The organism is Hydrogenophaga aromaticivorans (assembly GCF_013387465.1).
GTDB lineage: Bacteria > Pseudomonadota > Gammaproteobacteria > Burkholderiales > Burkholderiaceae_C > Hydrogenophaga > Hydrogenophaga aromaticivorans.
Genome location: NZ_VYGV01000025.1, coordinates 157,365 through 173,517 on the forward strand (window position 1 = coordinate 157,365; position 16,153 = coordinate 173,517).

A 16,153-nucleotide genomic window follows, 5' to 3' on the forward strand; every position below is an offset into this window, starting at 1 on the left:
CATTGCAGCGCCTGAGACACACGACTGACCACCCGGCCAGCGAAACACCACAAAACCCGCGATTATAGCCCGTGTGGTACCCCCATCAGCGCGTCATTCCCAACCATTCGCCCTCCCTCACGACATGCCCCTCATCCGACCCAGCCGCGACGAAGATCTCGACGCCATCACCCGCATCTACGGCCACCACGTGCTGACCGGCACCGGCACATTCGAAACCACCCCGCCCTCGCTCGCCGACATGACGGCGCGGCGTGCCGATGTGCTGTCCAAGGGCCTGCCCTGGCTGGTGGCCGAAGAAGGCGGTCAGGTGCTCGGCTTCGCCTACGGCAACTGGTTCAAGCCGCGCCCGGCCTACCGTTTCTCGGTGGAGGACTCGATCTACCTGGCGCCGGAAGCCGCGGGCAAGGGCCTGGGCCGCGCCCTGCTGGCCGAGCTGCTGGCGAGTTTCGAGCGCGCCGGCGTACGCCGGGTCATGGCGGTGATTGGCGACTCGGCCAACGCCGGCTCCGTCGGCGTGCACCGCGCACTCGGTTTCGAGCAGGTCGGCGTGGTGCCGTCCTGCGGCTGGAAGTTCGGCCGCTGGCTTGACATCGTGCTCATGCAGCGCAGCCTGGGCGCGGGCGACAGCACATCGCCCGAGCCGACCGAAGGCGCGGCATGAGCGCCGCGCCGGGCCGCTCCCAAGCAAGCTCGCTCCGCAGCCCGCAGGGCGAAGGTACTCCAGTGACCGCCCGCGCACGCAACAAGACGCTCACCGTCTGGCTCGCCGTGCTCGGCGGCAGCATGGGTCTGCACCGTTTCTACCTGCGTGGCCTGGGCGACTGGATCGGCTGGCTGCACCCCATCGCTGCGGCATTGGGCTGGTGGGGCGTGGAGCGGGTGCAGGAACTGGGGCAGGACGACAAGCTGGCCTGGGTGCTGATTCCGTTCCTGGGCGCGAGCATCGCCACCAGCTGCCTCGCCGGCATCGTCTACGCACTGAGCGACCGCGCGCAATGGAACAGCTGGTTCAACCCTGGCCTGGACGCCGAAGCGGCGGCCGGCGGCACCAACTGGCTCACCATCGGCGCGCTGGTGCTGGCGCTGCTGGTCGGCACCGTGGCCTTCATGGGCAGCCTTGCGTTTGGCATCCAGCGCTACTTCGAGTACCAGATCGAAGAAGCCCGAAAAATAAGCCAATAGCGCGCAGCGCGGCGGGGGTCAGTTCAAGTACGACATGACCAGCATGACCAGACTCAGCGTGAACAAGGCCAGCACGGTGGACAGGCCCATCGCTGCCGTGGTGAGTTCCTGCGCCACTTCGTAGCGCTGGGCAAACAGAAACACGTTGGCGCCCATCGGCAGCGCGGCAGCCACCACCATCACGGTGAGCGGCAGGCCCGTGATACCCAGGGTCCAGGCTGCCAGACCGACCAGCAGCGGCAAGAGCAGATTCTTCGACGCCGTGATCCAGAGTGCCTGGCGCAGGTGCCCGCCCAGCGGCGTGCGCGCCAGCGTCACACCGACCAGTACCAGCGCGATGGGTCCGAACGCGCTGCCCAGCAACTGCAGCGGCTTGTCCACCACCGTTGGCAGCGTCCAGCCGGTCTGCGCGAACAGCAGGCCGCTGATGATGGGCAACGGAATCGGGTGGATCAGCGCGCCTTTGAAGGCCGCCCACGCCGTCTCCAGCACATGCGGCACGCGCTCGCCACCCGCGCGGGCTTCGCGCGCCACCACCAGTTCCAGCACCACCGAGCTCACCGTGAGCAGGATCAGCGCGTGCACCGACACCAGGGTCAGCAGCGTCACCAGCGCCGCCTTGCCGTAGGCCAGTTCCACCAGCGTGATGCCGATCATGACCATGTTGGAAAACACGCCGCCCACCGCCATCACCACGCTGCCGCGGTTGAAACCGCGCCATGCGATCGAAGCGCCCAGCAGGCCCAGCGCCACCGGGAAGTAGGCCGCCAGCGGCCGCAGGTCCAGCGCCTGCACGTTGACCGCGCTCATGGTGCGGAACAGCAGCGCCGGTATCAGCAGCAGGAACACCAGGTTGGACAGGTCTTTCACCGCGCCCTCGCGGATCCACTGCAATCGCCCGGCCAGGTAGCCCAGGCCAATGAGCAGGAAGACCGGGGTGAGCGAAGCGACGACGGGGTGGGCGGTGATGTTCACCGGGCGATGGTATCGCCGCGGTGCGCGTGCCCACAGGCCAGGGGCTTTCGGAGTTGGCCGTTCACTTCACACCCGCGGCCTCGGTGAAACGGTAGTACAGCCCGGCTGGATCGTTCTGCAGCACGTGGAATCTTCCTTCGACCACCACCGCGGCCTGGCTGTATTTCACCGGTTTCACGGTGCGCACTTCGACCATGCTCTCCGGTCCGCCCGGCGTGCAGAACGCACACGTCAGCGGCACGGAAGCGAGCAGGAAATGGCGCTGCTGCTCGCCCGGACCCAGCGGCATCATGAAGCCCTGCAGGCGGATCGTCTTCTGGTCCAGCGCCGTCACCGCGGCCGGGTACACCGGCACGATGCGCCGGTTCTGGATTCTGGTTTTCACATCCGTCAACACCGACCAGGCCACCACGTCGGTGCGTGGTTTGAGCGGTGCGAACGGGCTCAGCGGACTGTGCACGCCCGCGCCCTGGCCGTGCGGCACAGCCGACGGCGCACCTGCCGGGGCGGAAGCAGGCGGTGACCCCAACGGGGACGACAGGGCCTGCGCGAAAACGGCCGTTGCTCCGCACAAAGACACAGTGATCAAAGAACGAGAGAGGTGATTCATGTCAACGAAGTGTCTCCAGCCGAGAACGCCGCGGAACCGGCTTCGCCGGGCCGCCAGCGTTGCCCCCTTGAGGGGGTGATGCGCCGCAGGCGCGGCGCGGGGGTGGGCTCAGTGCCCATGCCGCATCCCGCAATACTTGCCAATCGCCAGACCCTTGCAGGCGGCCTGAAGTTCCGCCATGCACACGTCTTCTTTCTTGCCCGACGCCAGGCACTTGGCCGCGCCTTCGTGCGCCGCGGCCATGGCGCGGTGGCGCGCGATGTCTTCCTGGGTTTCCTTGTCAGAGTGTTGAGCGAAAGCGGCCGTGGCGAGCAGGGCCAGAGACAGCGAGAGCAGGTGTTTTTTCATCCGGTTTACCTCGTTTGCAAAAGAGACAGTACATCCATGCGGTAGGCGCTCACCGCCGGCACCGCAGCCGCGACCAGCGCCACGCCCAGGGCCGCCACGGGCACGCCGGCCAGCGCGGTCGACCAGTGCCAGCCACTGATGGCCAGGCCCTGGTCGGCCATCCACCACCAGCCCACCAGAGCGGACAGGCCCTGCGCGGCCAGCAGGCCCAGCGCGCTGGCGAGCAGCGCCAGCCAGAGCGCTTCACACAACAGCAAGGCGCCCACCTTGACCGGTGGAGCGCCCAGCAAGCGCAGCATGGCGATGTCGGCCCGGCGCTCGCGCACCGCGCTCCACAATGCGATGAACACCGAGAGCGCCGCCACCAGCAGCAACACGACGCCCATGCCCTGCAGCACCCGCGTGCCCACGCCCACCATGCCGAGCAGGCGCGTGATCTCCATCGCCGGCGCGGCGGCCTGCATCTTCGTGGTGGCGTTGATGAAACGCGGAAAATTGATCGCCGCCATCGGCGTGTTGTAGCGCACCAGCGCCAGAGTCACCTCGCGCTCGGCTCGAATAGCTTCACGGTCTTCGGCCGACAGGCTCTGAAACTCGCCCGGCGCCAGCCCCTCGTGCACGTTCCAGACCGAAGTGGTGTCGGTGAGCACCAGCCGGTCCAGCACGCAGGCGCAGGGCGCGAGAACGCCCACCACGGTGTAGGGCATGTCGGCGTGTTCGTGGCCACCACCGCCCAGACCGTGTGAGCCGGTGAAACGCTGGCCCAACGGCAGCCCGGTGGCCTGGGCCACCTGTGCGCCCAGCACCGCCTGCATGGGCGCACTCCACAGCGCGCCCTGCGCCAGCGTGGCGCCGTAGTGCGCCGGGTAGTCGGCGCTGGTTCCAACGATGCGGAAGCCCGCCACGCTGTCGCCCAGACTCAGCGGGATCACCTGTGCCACCTGCGGGTGCGTGGCGAGCGCCTGCACCTCGGCCAGCGGCACATTGCCCGGCGGCACGTCCATGTGGAACACCCCCGCCAGAATGAGTTGCAGCGGGCTGCCCTTGGCACCCACCACGACGTCGATGCCGGCCAGATCGCGCTCGAAGGCATGTTCGACCTGATCCTGCGCGATCAACACAAAAGCCATCGACGCCAGCCCCAGCGTGAGCAGCAGCAGATTCAGCGCCGTGGCCAGCGGGCGCGACCAGAGATAGCGCCACGAGAGCGAGAACACGTTCATGCGTCACCCCGCATGGCCAACACCTGCGCGCCTGGCACAGCCTGCAGCACGCGCGCGTCGTGTGTGGCAATCACCAGCGTGGCGCCCGCGGCTTGCGCGCGCTCACGCAGCAGCGTGAGCGCGGCGGCACAGGCCGCATCGTCCAGACTGGCCGTGGGTTCATCGGCCAGGATCACGCGCGGGCGCAGCAGCAGCGCGCGCGCCAGCGCCACGCGCTGCGCCTCGCCGCCCGAGAGCCGCGCCGGCTTGCGCGCGGCCAGATGCGCCACACCGAGCGCATCCAGCGTGTGGTGCATCGCCACCTTGTCCAGCGGCAGGCCAGCGGCGAAAAACACCAGGCCCAGATTGCCCGCCACCGTGAGCGCCTCGCTCAGCAACAGGCGCTGCGGCAGAAAGCCAATGGTCCTGGCCCGCCAGGCATCGCGCGCGGCGGGCGCCAGCGCGCCCACCGATTGCCCCGCCACCACCATCTCGCCACCGGTCGCCGAGAGCAGGCCCGCGGCCAGCGCCAGCCAGGTGGACTTGCCGCTACCGGACGGCCCGCGCAGCAGCAAGGTGCCGCCCTGGGGCACATCGACATCGGCGAAGCGCAGCGTCCTGCCGTCGGCAAACCGGCAGGCCAGGTCGCGGGTGTGGATCACGCGGCCGGCTCCTGCGGCAAGCAGCTGGCGCAGGTGCCGTGGATCGCCACATCCACGCGCAGACCCTGATGGCCCAGTCCGGCCAGCGTGCGCAAGAGATCGCTGGCCACCGCCTGGGTGGGCGCGCTGCCCTCGATCAGGCGGAACTGGCGGTGGCAAGCGTCGCATTCAAAGCGCGGCGCCAGGCCCTCGTCGGTGTCGGCCAGGCCGTAGCGCCAGGTGCGGGCGTCGTCGTTGGCGTGGCGCTGCAAGACCCCACAGGCGGCCAGCCGGTCCAGCAGGCGGTAGAGCGTCACGCGGTTGATGTCCAGCCCGCGTGCGGTGAGCGAGGCCAGCGCCTGCGCGTGGCTCAGCGTGCCTTGCGGATTCGCCAGGAACAGGCCCAGCACGGCGCGTGTGGCCAGGGTGCGGCGCAGGCCCGCGCGCTCCAGGCGAGCCTGGATCTCGGCAGGCACCAGAGCGGGTTCTTTCGGCGGGCGTGTGGACACGGGCATGGCTCCATTATTGCAACGAAGTTGCGTTAATATCGTCGTTACTGCAATTCAGTTGCGATAGTTTACGCCCGCCCTCCATGCACAAACCGCCACCCCAACCTGCTGTCCCGGCGATCGAACTGCACGACCTCACACTCGGCTACGACCGCCACCCCGCCGTGCACCACGTGAGCCTGCGCATCGCGCCGGGTTCGCTGCTGGCACTGGTCGGCCCCAACGGCGCGGGAAAATCCACGCTCATCAAGGCACTGGCCGGTGAGCTCCGCCCCATCAGCGGCGCGATGAGCGGCCTGGCCGGCCAACGCATCGCCTGGCTGCCGCAGCACAGCGAGCTCGACCGCAGCTTCCCCGTCACCGTGCGCGACATGGTGGCCCTGGGCCTGTGGCACCGCGTCGGCGCGTTCGGGCGCTTCACCGCCGAACACCGCCGCCTGTGCGACGAAGCACTGGCCGCCGTCGGACTCACGGGTTTCGAACAACGCAGCCTGGACGCACTCTCGGGCGGCCAGCTGCAACGCGCGCTGTTTGCCCGCCTGATCCTGCAAGACGCGCCGGCCGTGCTGCTCGACGAGCCCTTTGCCGCGGTGGACAACCGCACCACCAGCGACCTGCTGGCCCTGCTGCACCGCTGGCACCGCCAGGGCAAGACGGTGATCGTGGTGTTGCACGATCTGGCACAGGTGCGCGCGCACTTCCCGCTCACCCTGCTGCTGGCGCGGGAGCTGGTGGCCTGCGGCCCCACCGCCGAGGTGTTGACCGATGCGCACTGGGGACGCGCCCAGCGCATGCACGAGGCGTTCGACGACGAAGCGCCGCTCTGCGCGGCGACGCCGGACACGCACACGCACCCCCACACCCATGCAGCGGAGGCGTTCACATGAACGACATCGCCGTTTCACCGCTCATGGCCTGGCTGGTGGGCAACCCGCTGCTCGGCCCGTTTGCCGAATTCGGCTTCATGCGCGACGCGCTGCTCGGCTGTGTGGCGCTCTCGCTGAGCGCCGCGCCCTTGGGCGTGTTCCTGATGCTGCGGCGCATGAGCCTGACCGGCGATGCCATGGCCCACGCCATCCTGCCGGGCGCCGCCATCGGCTACCTGGTGAGCGGCCTCTCGCTCACCGCCATGACCATCGGCGGCATCGCCGCCGGGCTCACCGTGGCCGTGGGCTCCGGGCTGGTGGCGCGCAACACCGTGCTGCGCGAAGACACCAGCCTCGCCGCGTTCTACCTGCTCTCGCTGGCGCTGGGCGTGCTCATCGTCTCGGTGCGCGGCAACAGCGTGGACCTGCTGCACGTGCTGTTCGGCACCGTGCTCGCACTGGACAACGCGGCGCTCACGCTGCTCGGCGGCATCTCGGCCACGACGCTGGTGGCGCTCGCCCTGCTTTACCGCCCATTGGTGCTGGAGTGTCTGGACCCGGGTTTCCTGCGCCAGGTCAGCCGCTGGAGCCCGGTGGCGCACTACGGTTTTCTGGGCCTGCTGGTGATCAACCTCGTGGCCGGTTTTCACGCGCTGGGTACCTTGATGGCGGTGGGCATCATGGTGCTGCCGGCCGCCACCGCGCGCTTCTGGGTGCGCCGCCTCGGCCCCCTGCTGCTGCTGGCCACCGCGCTCGCCCTGCTGGCCTGCCTGAGCGGCCTGCTCATCTCGTACCACGCCGACTGGCCCACCAGCCCGGTGATCGTGCTCACCCTCGGCGCGATGTACCTGCTCTCCCTGCTCTTCGCGCCGCAGGGCGCGCTGCGCCACCAGCGTCCCGCCTCGTCCCATCTGCAAGCCTAAGGAATTTTCATGAACACGTCACTGCGCCGTCACCTCATAACCTCCGTCATCGGCCTCGCCACCGCAGCCCTCAGCCCCGTGCTGCTGGCCCAGACCGTGGCCCCCATCAAGGCCGTGGCCAGCTTCAGCATCCTCGGCGATCTGGTGCGCCAGGTCGGCGGTGATCGCGTCGCGGTGGATGTGCTGGTCGGTCCCGGCAGCGACGCCCATGTGTTCCAGCCCACGCCTTCGCAGGCCCGGCTGGTCGGCCAGGCGCAGATCGTGTTCTCCAACGGCCTGGGCTTCGAAGGCTGGATGAGCCGCCTGCTAGGCACGGCCGGCTACAAGGGCCGTCACGTGGTGGCCAGCCGGGGCATCCAGGCGATCCACACCGAAGAAGCCGGTGAAACCCCACATGCCGGACACCAACACGAGGAAACCGACCCGCACGCCTGGCAAAGCGTGCCCAACGCGATGGTCTATGTGGGCAACATCGTCAAAGGCCTGTGCGAGGCCGACGCCACCGGCTGCGACAGCTACCGGCGCAACGCGGTGGCCTACAACGCACAACTCAAGGCGCTGGACACCGACATCCGCGCCACCTGGGCCGTGATTCCGGCAACGCAACGCAAGGTCATCACGTCGCACGACGCGTTCGGCTACTACGCGCATGCCTACGGCGTGAAGTTCCTCGCCCCGCAAGGCGTCAACACCGACAGCGAAGCCTCTGCCAAGGGCGTGGCACAACTGGTGCGCCAGATCAGGAAGGAGCAGATCAAGGCGCTGTTCGTCGAGAGCATTTCCGACCCGCGCCTGATCGCGCAGATCGGCCGCGAGACCGGCGTCAAGCCCGCGGGCGAGCTGTTCTCCGACTCCCTGTCCGACGCCAAAGGCCCGGCCGCGGGCTACGTGGCCATGATGCGCGCCAACACCACCGCACTCACGCAGGCCATCCAGGGCCACTGAGCGTCGCGCAGGCGCGCTGCCCCGGGGCGGCACGTGGCTACACTGGCGGGCTTTTCACCGGCCGGAGCCCCCTTTGCCTCTCAACCACCTGTTGCTCGCCCTCGCGGTGGTGTTCGTCTGGGGCACCAACTTCGTGGTCATCCGCTGGGGCCTGGACGGTTTGCCACCGTTCCTGTTCGCCACGTTGCGCTTCACCTTTTCCGCCCTGCCCTGGCTGCTGTTCATCCCGCGACCCACCGCGCCGAGGCGCAAGATGGCCGCGTTCGGCGTGCTGCTCGGTGTGGGCCAGTTCGGCCTCTTGTTCCTGGCCATGCGCAGCAGCATTTCGCCCGGGCTGGCCTCGCTGGTGGTGCAGGTGCAGGTGTTCTTCACCATCGGTCTCTCGCTGCTGCTGATGGGCGAGCGCGTGCGCGGCTTCCAGATCGTGGGCCTGCTGCTGGCGCTGTCCGGGCTGGGTGTGATCGCCCTGAACCTGGACGCCGCCGTGGTCACGTGGCTGGGTCTGGCCTTGGTGCTCTCGGCCGCCTTCTTCTGGGCCGGCGCGAACCTGGTGGTGAAGTCGCTCGGGCCGGTGAACATGCTGCACTTCATGGTCTGGAGCAGCGTGTTCGCGGTGCCGCCGCTGCTGGCGATTTCATGGTTCATCGAAGGCCCAGCCCTGATGCAGAGTGCGGTCATCAACGCCACGCCGCTGGTGTGGGCCAGCGTGCTCTGGCAGGCGCTGGGCAACACGCTCTTTGGCTACGGCGTGTGGAACTGGCTGCTGGCCCGCCACCCGGCCGCCACCGTGGCGCCGCTGGCGCTGCTGGTGCCGGTGTTCGGCATGGGGGCATCGGCCCTGTCGCTGGGTGAGTCGCTGCCGGGGTGGAAGCTGGAGGCAGCAGCCCTGGTGCTCGGTGGCCTGGCCGTGATCGTTCTCTGGCCACGGCTGCGGGCGCGCCTGGAAAGGGCCTGAACTCCGAGACGATCCGCCGCCGGGCCGCCCCAAGGCGGATCAGCCCCCTTGGGGGGCAGCGACCCGCGCAGCGGCGGAGCGTGGGGGCCTCTATTTCGCCAGACGAGCGAAGGTCTTGCGGAACTTCGCCACTTTGGGCGCGGCCACGGCCATGCAGTAGCCTTGGTGCGGGTTGCGTTCGAAGAAATCCTGGTGATAGTCCTCGGCGGGCCAGTAGTTTTCCAGCGGCACGAGTTCGGTCACGACCGGGCGGCCAAAGGCGTTGTCGTGCGCCAGTTCGTCCAGCAGCGCCTGCGCGGTCTGCTTCTGTTCGTCGTTGGTGAAGTAGATGCCGCTGCGGTACTGCGTGCCCACGTCGTTGCCCTGGCGGTTCAGCGTGGTCGGGTCGTGGATCACGAAGAAAATTTCGAGGATCTCGCGCGTGCTGATCACGGCCGGGTTGTATTCGAGCTTCACGACTTCGTTGCAGCCGGTGCGGCCGGTGCACACGCCTTCGTAGCTGGGCCGTTCGGCCTGGCCATTGCTGTAACCGGACTCGACGTCGGTCACACCGCGCACCTCTTTGTAAACAGACTCGGTGCACCAGAAGCAGCCGCCGCCGAGCACGATGGTCGATAGGGTCATGGTTGATTCTCCTTGGCCCGCAGTATGGGACAAGCACCATGCACCCACCGCCCCTGGGGTCGGCCGCGTCAGGGTTGTTTCGGCCAGGCGATGCTGGCGCCCGCCAGACGGGACCTCAGCGCCTGCAAGTCCTCCGGCGTGTCCAGGTCGGTGACGTAGGCGTCACGGTCGGCCTGGAGCCACTGTGTCGAGCCGGTGTTGGCCAACATCCACGCCTTCACTGCGTGGGGCCAGGGCTGCCCGGCGACCGCCTGCACGGCCTGCCAGGACAGCAGCACCGGATGACCGCGCACACCGCCGACCACGGGCACCTGCGCCTGCGTGTGCGCGGGACGTTGGGCCCACGCCCGCAGCAGTGGCCGGATGTCGTCGGCCGCCAGCAGCGGCAGGTCCGCCACCAGCAGCATCAGGTCGGTGCCCGGCTGCTGCCGCAGGTGTTCATGCACCGCCAGCCGCTGCGACGCCGCCAGTTCGTCTGCGGGCCCGCTGTGCCGGATGACCTGCACATCGCAGCGCCGGGCCAAAGCCAGCAGGGTGTCGGCGTACGGGCCGATCACGACGCTGATGGACTGAATGCCCGACTGGCGCAGCGCACGCACCAGCCGCTCGAACAGGCTTTCCCCATCGATCAGCAGCGCCGGTTTGGGCACACCACCCAGTCGGCGGCCCAGCCCGGCCGCCAGGAGGGTGGCCGCCACCGGGGCGCCGGGGTGCACAGTCAGGTTCATCGACTCACACCGAACAGATGGCCGGCAGGTCTGCGGGCGCAGCCCCACCGTCCAGCCACGCCGTCTTGCCTTCGGCCACCGGCACCGGTGTGGCCCGCTGAATGCCATTCTTCGCCGCCACCACCTCGGCCATGATGGACAGCGCGATCTCGGCCGGCGTCTTGCTGCCGATGTACAGGCCGGCCGGCCCGTGCAACGCGTCCAGCTCCGCCTCGCCCAGGCCGAAGTGTTCGCGCAGGCGGTCGCGCCGCAGCGCGGTGTGGCGTCGCGAACCGATGGCGCCCACATAGAACGCCTCGGACTGCAGCGCGTCGATCAGGGCCAGGTCGTCGAGCTTGGGGTCGTGCGTCAGCGCCACCACCGCCGTGCGCGCGTCGGGCTGGAGGCGCAGCACCAGGTCGTCCGGCATCTCGTGGCTGAGGGTCGCGCCCTCGAGCGTCCAGCTGGCGCGCTGTTCCTCGCGCGGGTCGCAGACGATGACTTCGAAGTTCAGGCTCAGCGCCATCTGGCTCAGGAAGCGCGAGAGATCGCCCGCGCCGATGAGGATCAGCCGGTAGCGCGGCCCGAAGTGGGTCACCAGCGTGTCGTCGGTCAACTCCGGCACGCCGTCGCGCCGGCCCGGTTGCAGGTCCACGGCGCCGCTGCGCAGGTCCAGCCGGCGCTGTGTGCTGCGCCGCTCCAGGTTGGCCTGCAGCAGTTGCGCCAACTGGCTGTGCGCGGCCACCGGCTCCAGCACCAGCTCCACCGTGCCGCCGCAGGGCAGGCCGAAGCGGTGCGCCTGGTCGGCCGAGATGCCGTAGCGCAGCGTGGCGGGCCGGCCCTGCGCGCACACCGCGTCCAGGCCCTCTTCGCGCACGCGGCGGATCAGGTCGTCCTCGATGCAGCCGCCCGAGACCGAGCCCACCGTCTCGCCCCGGCCGTTGATGGCCATGAGCGAGCCCGGTGGCCGGGGCGACGAACCCCAGGTGCGCGTCACCGTGACGAGCAACACGGGCAGGCCCGCCGCGTGCCAGGCCTGCGCGGCGCGCAGGACTTGGGTGTCCAGGTCTTCCATGGTCACGCTCCTTTCGACGTCAGATCAAGCGAGTTTGAACGGCAGCTCGCGCAGCGGCTTGCCGGTCAGGCGCGCCACCGCATTGGCGAAGGCCGGCGCCAGCGGCGGCAGGCCCGGTTCGCCCATGCCGGTGGGCGGGTCGGCGCTGGGCACGGTGTGCACGCTGATGGCCGGCATGTCGGTCATGCGCGCCACCGTGTAGTCGCCAAAGTTCTGCTGCTCGACCACGCCGTCCTTGAGCGTGATGGCCGCCCCCGGCAGGCACATGCCCAGGCCCATCAGGGCCGCGCCCTGCACCTGCGCCTCCACCGTGCGCGGGTTGACCACCAGGTTGCAGTGCACGCCGGCCGTGACCGTGTGCAGCACCGGCTGGCCGTCTTTCACCGAGGCTTCGACCACGTAGGCCACCACCGATTCGAAGGACTCGTGCACCGCCACGCCCCAGGCGCGGCCGACGGGCAACTGCTTCTTGCCGTAGCCGCTCTTGTCCACGGCCAGCTGCAGGGCCGCGCGGTGGCGCGGATGCTCGGCGCCCATGAGCTTCATGCGGTAGGCCACCGGGTCCTGGTTGGTTTCGCGGGCGATCTGGTCGATCAGCGTTTCCATGACGAAGGCCGTGTGGGTGCTGCCCACGCTGCGCCACCACAGCACCGGCACGTTCTGCTTGGGGTGGTGCACCGTCAGCCGCATGGGCAGCGGGTACGGCGCGCGCATGCCCTCCACGGCGGTGATGTCAACGCCGTTCTTGACCATCATCGCCTCGAAGGGCGAACCGGCCAGGATGGACTGGCCCACGATCACGTGGTCCCAGGCCAGCACCTTGCCTTCCGCATCAAAGCCCACTTGCGCGCGGTGCAGGTGCATGGGGCGGTAGTAGCCACCCTTGATGTCGTCCTCGCGGCTCCAGAGCGTGCGCACCGGTACGCGCAGGCCGGCGGCCTGGGCCACCTTGGCGATGCTGCAGGCCTCCACCACGTAGTCGCTGGTGGGAATGGCGCGGCGCCCAAACCCGCCACCGGCGGACTGCACCAGCACCTTGACCTGCTCGGGCTTGAGGCCCAGCGCATGGGCAGCGGCCATGCCGTCCAGCCCCGGCATCTGCGAGCCAACCCACAGCGTGGCGCCCTGCTCCGAAAGCTCCACCGTGCAGTTCAGTGGCTCCATGGGCGCGTGCGCCAGGTAGGGGAAGACGAACTCGGCCTCGATCTTTTTCGGCGCGTTCGCGAGCGGCGCCATGTCGGCGTCGAAGTGTTTCGCGCCGGGCTGGCCGGCCAGTTCGCGGTATTGCACCAGCTGCCGGGCGCTGTCCACCTTCTCGACCGCGCTGGTGTCCCATTCGAGCTTGAGCGCGTCGCGCGCGGTCTTGGCCGGCCAGTAACCGTCGGCGATCACCGCCACGCCCTCGGCACCGCGGTCCAGCGGCACGCGCAGCACCGCCTTCACGCCCTTGACGGCGCGCGCTACGGTGTCGTCCACCGACTTCAGCTTCGCGCCGAACACGGGCGGGCGCGCAACCACGGCGGTGAGCTGGCCGGGGCGGCGCACGTCGATGCCGAAGTCCTGCCGGCCGCTGCTCTTGGCGGCGGCGTCCAGCCGCGTGGTGGGCTGGCCGATCAGGCGGAACTGCTTCGGGTCCTTGAGCGTGACGCTGGCGGGCACCGGCAAGGCCATCGCGGCTTCGGCCAGCTCGCCGTAGCCCAGGCGCCGGCCACCGGCGCCGAGCACCGCGCCGTTCTGCGTGCGCAGGCTGGCGGCGTCCACGCCCCAGCGCGTGGCGGCCGCCTGCACCAGCATGGCCCGGGCGCGGGCGCCCAGCTCGCGGTACTGCGTGAAGCTGTGTTTGATGGAGTTGGAACCGCCGGTGAGGTGCATGCCGAACCGCGGGTCGGCGTAGGCCATGTCGTTGGTGCCCAGCTGGCTGCGCACCTTGGACCAGTCGGCGTCCAGTTCCTCGGCCAGGATCATGGGCAGCGCGGTCTGCACGCCCTGGCCGAATTCCAGCCGGTTGACCGTGACGGTGACGATGCCGTCGGGCGCGATGGCCACGAAGGCACCGGGCATCTCCACCGGCTTGAGGGCGGCGGGGGCAGCGGCGCCCTGGCTGTGCGCGGCCAGCGGGAACAGGCCCAGCGCAAAGCCGCTGGCCGCACCCAGTTTGAGGAAGGTGCGGCGCGGCAGCTCGGCCACGGGCGCCGGTGCCTGGTCACGCGCCAGCAGGAGCTGCAGCGCGCGGGGGAGTTCTTGCATCGATTGGGTGAACATGGTGGGGTCTCCTTCAGGCCAGGCTGCGTGCGGCGTCGGCCACGGCGGCGCGGATGCGGGCGTAGGTGCCACAGCGGCAGACGTTGCCGGCCATGGCGGCGTCGATGTCGGCGGCAGCGGGTTGTTGGCCCTTGGGCAGCGTTTTGAGGAAAGCGGTGGCGCTCATGATCTGGCCGCTCTGGCAATAGCCGCACTGCGCCACGTCGTGCTTCACCCAGGCGTCGCGCACGGCGCGGCCCACGCGGTCGTCACCCCCGGTGACGGCTTCGATGGTGGTGATCTTCTTGCCCTCGACGCTGCTGATGGGTGTGACGCAGGAGCGCACGGCCTGGCCATCGACGTGCACGGTGCAGGCGCCGCACAGGGCCGCGCCGCAGCCGAACTTGGTGCCGGTCAGGCCCAGCGAATCGCGCAGCGCCCAGAGCACGGGCGTGGAGGGGTCGACGTCGAGCTGCTGGGCGCGACCGTTGACTTGCAGGGTGGTCATGGGGGGTCTCCTGGAAACATGGGGAACGGGGATGCGGGTTCCCGTGGCCGCAACCCCGGGAAGGGCGCCAGTGTCGTCCCGGGGCCCCGCCCGGCGTTAGCCTGAACCTGCGCCATGTTTGCCCAATCCTGCGAGCGCGCTGCACAAACGGGCAAGGGCCGATACCATGGCCTGCAGCCCAGCCACGACCCACCCGCCATGCCCGAACCTTCCTCCACCCCACCCGCGCCCGGCGCGCGCGCCTCCATCGTCCGGCGTTTGCTGGAGCGGGCGATCGACAGCTCGCCGCACATGCCACCCGAGATTCCGGGGCTGATGCTGATCCGCATCGACCAGCCCTACCTGAACACCTGCAGCGTCTACGAACCCTGCGTGGCCGTGATCGCGCAAGGCAGCAAGCGGATCATGCTGGGCGACGAGACCCTGTGTTACGGCGAAGACCGCTACCTGATCACGTCGATGGACCTGCCGGTGAGGTCGGCGGTGGTCGAAGCCAGCGCCGCGCGGCCGTACCTCGGCGTGGCCCTGCGCCTGGACTGGCGCGAGATCGCCTCGCTGATGCTCGAGTCGCCTGCGGCCCCCGCAGGAACCGTGGCCCGCGACAGCCGCGCCATGACCACCGGCGCGCTCACCGCGCCCCTGCTCGAAGCCTTCGACCGCCTGCTCGCCCTGCTGGACCAGCCCGAGCACATCCCGGCGCTGGCGCCCCTCATCAAACGCGAGATCCACTACCGCCTGCTCACGGGTGAAGCCGGTGCGCGTCTGCGCCAGATCGCCACCGTGGACACCCAGAGCCACCAGGTCGCGCGCGCCATCGCCAGCCTGAACGCCCGCTTCACCGAGCCGCTGCGGGTCGAGACGCTGGCCCGCGAATCGGGCATGAGCCTCTCGACCTTTCACCACCACTTCAAGACCTTGACGGCCATGAGCCCGCTGCAGTACCAGAAGCAGCTGCGACTGACCGAGGCGCGCCGCCTCATGCTCTCCGAAGGCATGGAGGCATCCACCGCGGCGTTTCGCGTCGGCTACGAAAGCCCGTCGCAGTTCAGCCGCGAGTACCGGCGCTCGTTCGGCGCCCCGCCGTCGAAAGACGTGGCCGAGTTCCGCTGGCAACAGGAACCGGTCGCTGCATGATCCGCCGGGGTTGCCCCGGCCCTTACCGCGCCGCCACCTCGCGCACCGCCGCCAGAAATGCCCCGAGCGCCGACTGGTCGCGCCCGGTGCGCCAGAGGCAGTGCGTGTCGTAGGGCGCGAGCGGCTGGGCCAGCGGCACGAAAGCCACACCGGGCAGGCCGGCCTGCTGCAGCGCGGCCGGCACCAGGCCCACGCCCAGCCCCTGCGCGATGACCGAGACCACGCTCAGCCAGTGCCGCAGTTCAAACGCCAGCGACGGCTCGAAACCCGCGTCCGCGCAGGCCGCGAGGATGCGGTCGTGGTAGTCGGGTGAGACGGCGCGCATCACGATGGCGAAGGCCTCGCCTTTCAGCTGATCGAGCGACAGGACTTTTGCGTTCGCCAGCGGATGGCCTGAAGGCAGGCAGGCCATGAACGGCTGGCTCGACACCAGGATCTGCGAGAAGCCCGCCGGCACGCGCGTGGTGTGCACGAAACCCAGGTCCAGCCGGTCGTGCACCAGCTCCACCAGCTGCTCGCTGCTGGAGAGTTCACGCAGTGCCAGCCGCAGTTTGGGGTGCGCGGCGGCAAAGTCGCGCAGCACCTGCGGCAGGCCACGGTAGAGCACGGTGCCGGCAAAGCCGATCTGCAACTGCCCGGCGAGCCCCTGCCCCACGTCGCGCGCCTCGCGCGCCGCCAGCGCCGCCTGCTCCAGCAGCGCCTGCG

19 protein-coding genes are annotated in these 16,153 nt (G+C 69.5%); 7 read left to right on the top strand and 12 right to left on the bottom strand.

The genetic code is table 11. The annotated features are described in order from the left end of the window. Nucleotides 1–124 precede the first annotated feature (124 nt). Both F3K02_RS22810 and F3K02_RS22815 read left to right on the top strand, forming a co-directional pair. Entirely contained in the window at nucleotides 125–664 is a 540-nt protein-coding gene (locus tag F3K02_RS22810) for a GNAT family N-acetyltransferase (protein WP_177138280.1), read from the top strand. Next, nucleotides 661–1,185: a hypothetical protein gene (locus tag F3K02_RS22815; protein ID WP_425485634.1), complete on the top strand. Its 525-nt coding sequence runs from the start codon at nucleotides 661–663 to the stop codon at nucleotides 1,183–1,185. Before F3K02_RS22810 ends, F3K02_RS22815 begins: the two co-directional genes overlap by 4 nt. A gap of 18 nt (nucleotides 1,186–1,203) precedes the next feature. Here F3K02_RS22815 and F3K02_RS22820 read toward each other — a convergent pair whose 3' ends face one another. The 6 genes from F3K02_RS22820 to F3K02_RS22845 form a co-directional block, all read right to left on the bottom strand. Further along, on the bottom strand, nucleotides 1,204–2,160 hold the full coding sequence (locus F3K02_RS22820; RefSeq protein ID WP_177138282.1) for an AEC family transporter: 957 nt from the start codon (nucleotides 2,158–2,160) through the stop codon (nucleotides 1,204–1,206). Between the two features lie 61 nt (nucleotides 2,161–2,221). Next, nucleotides 2,222–2,620 (bottom strand): DUF3299 domain-containing protein, encoded by a 399-nt coding sequence (locus F3K02_RS27815; RefSeq protein WP_343067137.1) that lies wholly within the window; start codon nucleotides 2,618–2,620, stop codon nucleotides 2,222–2,224. Between the two features lie 258 nt (nucleotides 2,621–2,878). Continuing rightward, a complete protein-coding gene (locus tag F3K02_RS22830) occupies nucleotides 2,879–3,118 on the bottom strand; it encodes a hypothetical protein (RefSeq protein WP_177138286.1) in 240 nt (79 codons plus the stop codon). Between the two features lie 5 nt (nucleotides 3,119–3,123). Beyond that, nucleotides 3,124–4,341: an FtsX-like permease family protein gene (locus F3K02_RS22835; protein WP_177138288.1), complete on the bottom strand. Its 1,218-nt coding sequence runs from the start codon at nucleotides 4,339–4,341 to the stop codon at nucleotides 3,124–3,126. Then, complete coding sequence (locus F3K02_RS22840; protein ID WP_177138296.1) at nucleotides 4,338–4,982, bottom strand: ATP-binding cassette domain-containing protein; 645 nt, start codon at nucleotides 4,980–4,982, stop codon at nucleotides 4,338–4,340. Before F3K02_RS22840 ends, F3K02_RS22835 begins: the two co-directional genes overlap by 4 nt. Then, nucleotides 4,979–5,470: a Fur family transcriptional regulator gene (locus tag F3K02_RS22845; protein WP_343067138.1), complete on the bottom strand. Its 492-nt coding sequence runs from the start codon at nucleotides 5,468–5,470 to the stop codon at nucleotides 4,979–4,981. The genes F3K02_RS22840 and F3K02_RS22845 overlap by 4 nt, the downstream gene beginning before the upstream one ends. Nucleotides 5,471–5,553: 83 nt before the next feature. On the opposite strand from F3K02_RS22845, the gene aztA reads away from it, so the two are divergent. From aztA to F3K02_RS22865, 4 genes are all read left to right on the top strand, one after another. Continuing rightward, nucleotides 5,554–6,357, top strand: coding sequence for a zinc ABC transporter ATP-binding protein AztA (gene aztA, locus F3K02_RS22850; protein WP_177138298.1), 804 nt, complete (start codon nucleotides 5,554–5,556; stop codon nucleotides 6,355–6,357). Next, entirely contained in the window at nucleotides 6,354–7,259 is a 906-nt protein-coding gene (locus tag F3K02_RS22855; RefSeq protein ID WP_246309727.1) for a metal ABC transporter permease, read from the top strand. The genes aztA and F3K02_RS22855 overlap by 4 nt, the downstream gene beginning before the upstream one ends. Before the next feature lie 9 nt (nucleotides 7,260–7,268). Next, complete coding sequence (locus tag F3K02_RS22860) at nucleotides 7,269–8,204, top strand: metal ABC transporter substrate-binding protein (protein ID WP_177138300.1); 936 nt, start codon at nucleotides 7,269–7,271, stop codon at nucleotides 8,202–8,204. Nucleotides 8,205–8,277: 73 nt separating this feature from the next. Continuing rightward, the gene (locus F3K02_RS22865; RefSeq protein WP_177138302.1) at nucleotides 8,278–9,159 is read left to right on the top strand and encodes an EamA family transporter; all 882 of its coding nucleotides are present in this window, start codon (nucleotides 8,278–8,280) and stop codon (nucleotides 9,157–9,159) included. Nucleotides 9,160–9,249: 90 nt separating this feature from the next. Here F3K02_RS22865 and msrA read toward each other — a convergent pair whose 3' ends face one another. From msrA to F3K02_RS22890, 5 genes are all read right to left on the bottom strand, one after another. Further along, complete coding sequence (msrA, locus tag F3K02_RS22870; protein WP_177138304.1) at nucleotides 9,250–9,783, bottom strand: peptide-methionine (S)-S-oxide reductase MsrA; 534 nt, start codon at nucleotides 9,781–9,783, stop codon at nucleotides 9,250–9,252. A 68-nt stretch (nucleotides 9,784–9,851) separates the two neighbouring features. Further along, on the bottom strand, nucleotides 9,852–10,511 hold the full coding sequence (locus tag F3K02_RS22875; RefSeq protein ID WP_177138305.1) for a nucleotidyltransferase family protein: 660 nt from the start codon (nucleotides 10,509–10,511) through the stop codon (nucleotides 9,852–9,854). 4 nt (nucleotides 10,512–10,515) lie between these two features. After that, on the bottom strand, nucleotides 10,516–11,565 hold the full coding sequence (locus F3K02_RS22880; protein ID WP_177138306.1) for an XdhC family protein: 1,050 nt from the start codon (nucleotides 11,563–11,565) through the stop codon (nucleotides 10,516–10,518). Nucleotides 11,566–11,589: 24 nt separating this feature from the next. Then, nucleotides 11,590–13,827 (bottom strand): xanthine dehydrogenase family protein molybdopterin-binding subunit, encoded by a 2,238-nt coding sequence (locus tag F3K02_RS22885; RefSeq protein ID WP_177138307.1) that lies wholly within the window; start codon nucleotides 13,825–13,827, stop codon nucleotides 11,590–11,592. 13 nt (nucleotides 13,828–13,840) lie between these two features. Next, nucleotides 13,841–14,314, bottom strand: coding sequence for a (2Fe-2S)-binding protein (locus tag F3K02_RS22890; RefSeq protein ID WP_177138308.1), 474 nt, complete (start codon nucleotides 14,312–14,314; stop codon nucleotides 13,841–13,843). Nucleotides 14,315–14,428: 114 nt separating this feature from the next. On the opposite strand from F3K02_RS22890, the gene F3K02_RS22895 reads away from it, so the two are divergent. Then, complete coding sequence (locus F3K02_RS22895; RefSeq protein WP_218179558.1) at nucleotides 14,429–15,448, top strand: AraC family transcriptional regulator; 1,020 nt, start codon at nucleotides 14,429–14,431, stop codon at nucleotides 15,446–15,448. A gap of 22 nt (nucleotides 15,449–15,470) precedes the next feature. Here F3K02_RS22895 and F3K02_RS22900 read toward each other — a convergent pair. Beyond that, nucleotides 15,471–16,153: LysR substrate-binding domain-containing protein (locus F3K02_RS22900; RefSeq protein ID WP_177138309.1), on the bottom strand; the 683-nt coding region annotated here is incomplete at its 5' end.

Coding starts and splice junctions, on each gene's coding strand:
- F3K02_RS22835 (WP_177138288.1), bottom strand. CDS start 4,341: ATGAACGTGTTCTCGCTCTCGTGGCGCTATCTCTGGTCGCGCCCGCTG.
- F3K02_RS22815 (WP_425485634.1), top strand. CDS start 661: ATGAGCGCCGCGCCGGGCCGCTCCCAAGCAAGCTCGCTCCGCAGCCCG.
- F3K02_RS22860 (WP_177138300.1), top strand. CDS start 7,269: ATGAACACGTCACTGCGCCGTCACCTCATAACCTCCGTCATCGGCCTC.
- F3K02_RS22895 (WP_218179558.1), top strand. CDS start 14,429: ATGTTTGCCCAATCCTGCGAGCGCGCTGCACAAACGGGCAAGGGCCGA.
- F3K02_RS22880 (WP_177138306.1), bottom strand. CDS start 11,565: ATGGAAGACCTGGACACCCAAGTCCTGCGCGCCGCGCAGGCCTGGCAC.
- F3K02_RS22875 (WP_177138305.1), bottom strand. CDS start 10,511: ATGAACCTGACTGTGCACCCCGGCGCCCCGGTGGCGGCCACCCTCCTG.
- F3K02_RS22855 (WP_246309727.1), top strand. CDS start 6,354: ATGAACGACATCGCCGTTTCACCGCTCATGGCCTGGCTGGTGGGCAAC.
- F3K02_RS22885 (WP_177138307.1), bottom strand. CDS start 13,827: ATGTTCACCCAATCGATGCAAGAACTCCCCCGCGCGCTGCAGCTCCTG.
- F3K02_RS22810 (WP_177138280.1), top strand. CDS start 125: ATGCCCCTCATCCGACCCAGCCGCGACGAAGATCTCGACGCCATCACC.
- aztA (WP_177138298.1), top strand. CDS start 5,554: ATGCACAAACCGCCACCCCAACCTGCTGTCCCGGCGATCGAACTGCAC.
- F3K02_RS22890 (WP_177138308.1), bottom strand. CDS start 14,314: ATGACCACCCTGCAAGTCAACGGTCGCGCCCAGCAGCTCGACGTCGAC.
- msrA (WP_177138304.1), bottom strand. CDS start 9,783: ATGACCCTATCGACCATCGTGCTCGGCGGCGGCTGCTTCTGGTGCACC.
- F3K02_RS22830 (WP_177138286.1), bottom strand. CDS start 3,118: ATGAAAAAACACCTGCTCTCGCTGTCTCTGGCCCTGCTCGCCACGGCC.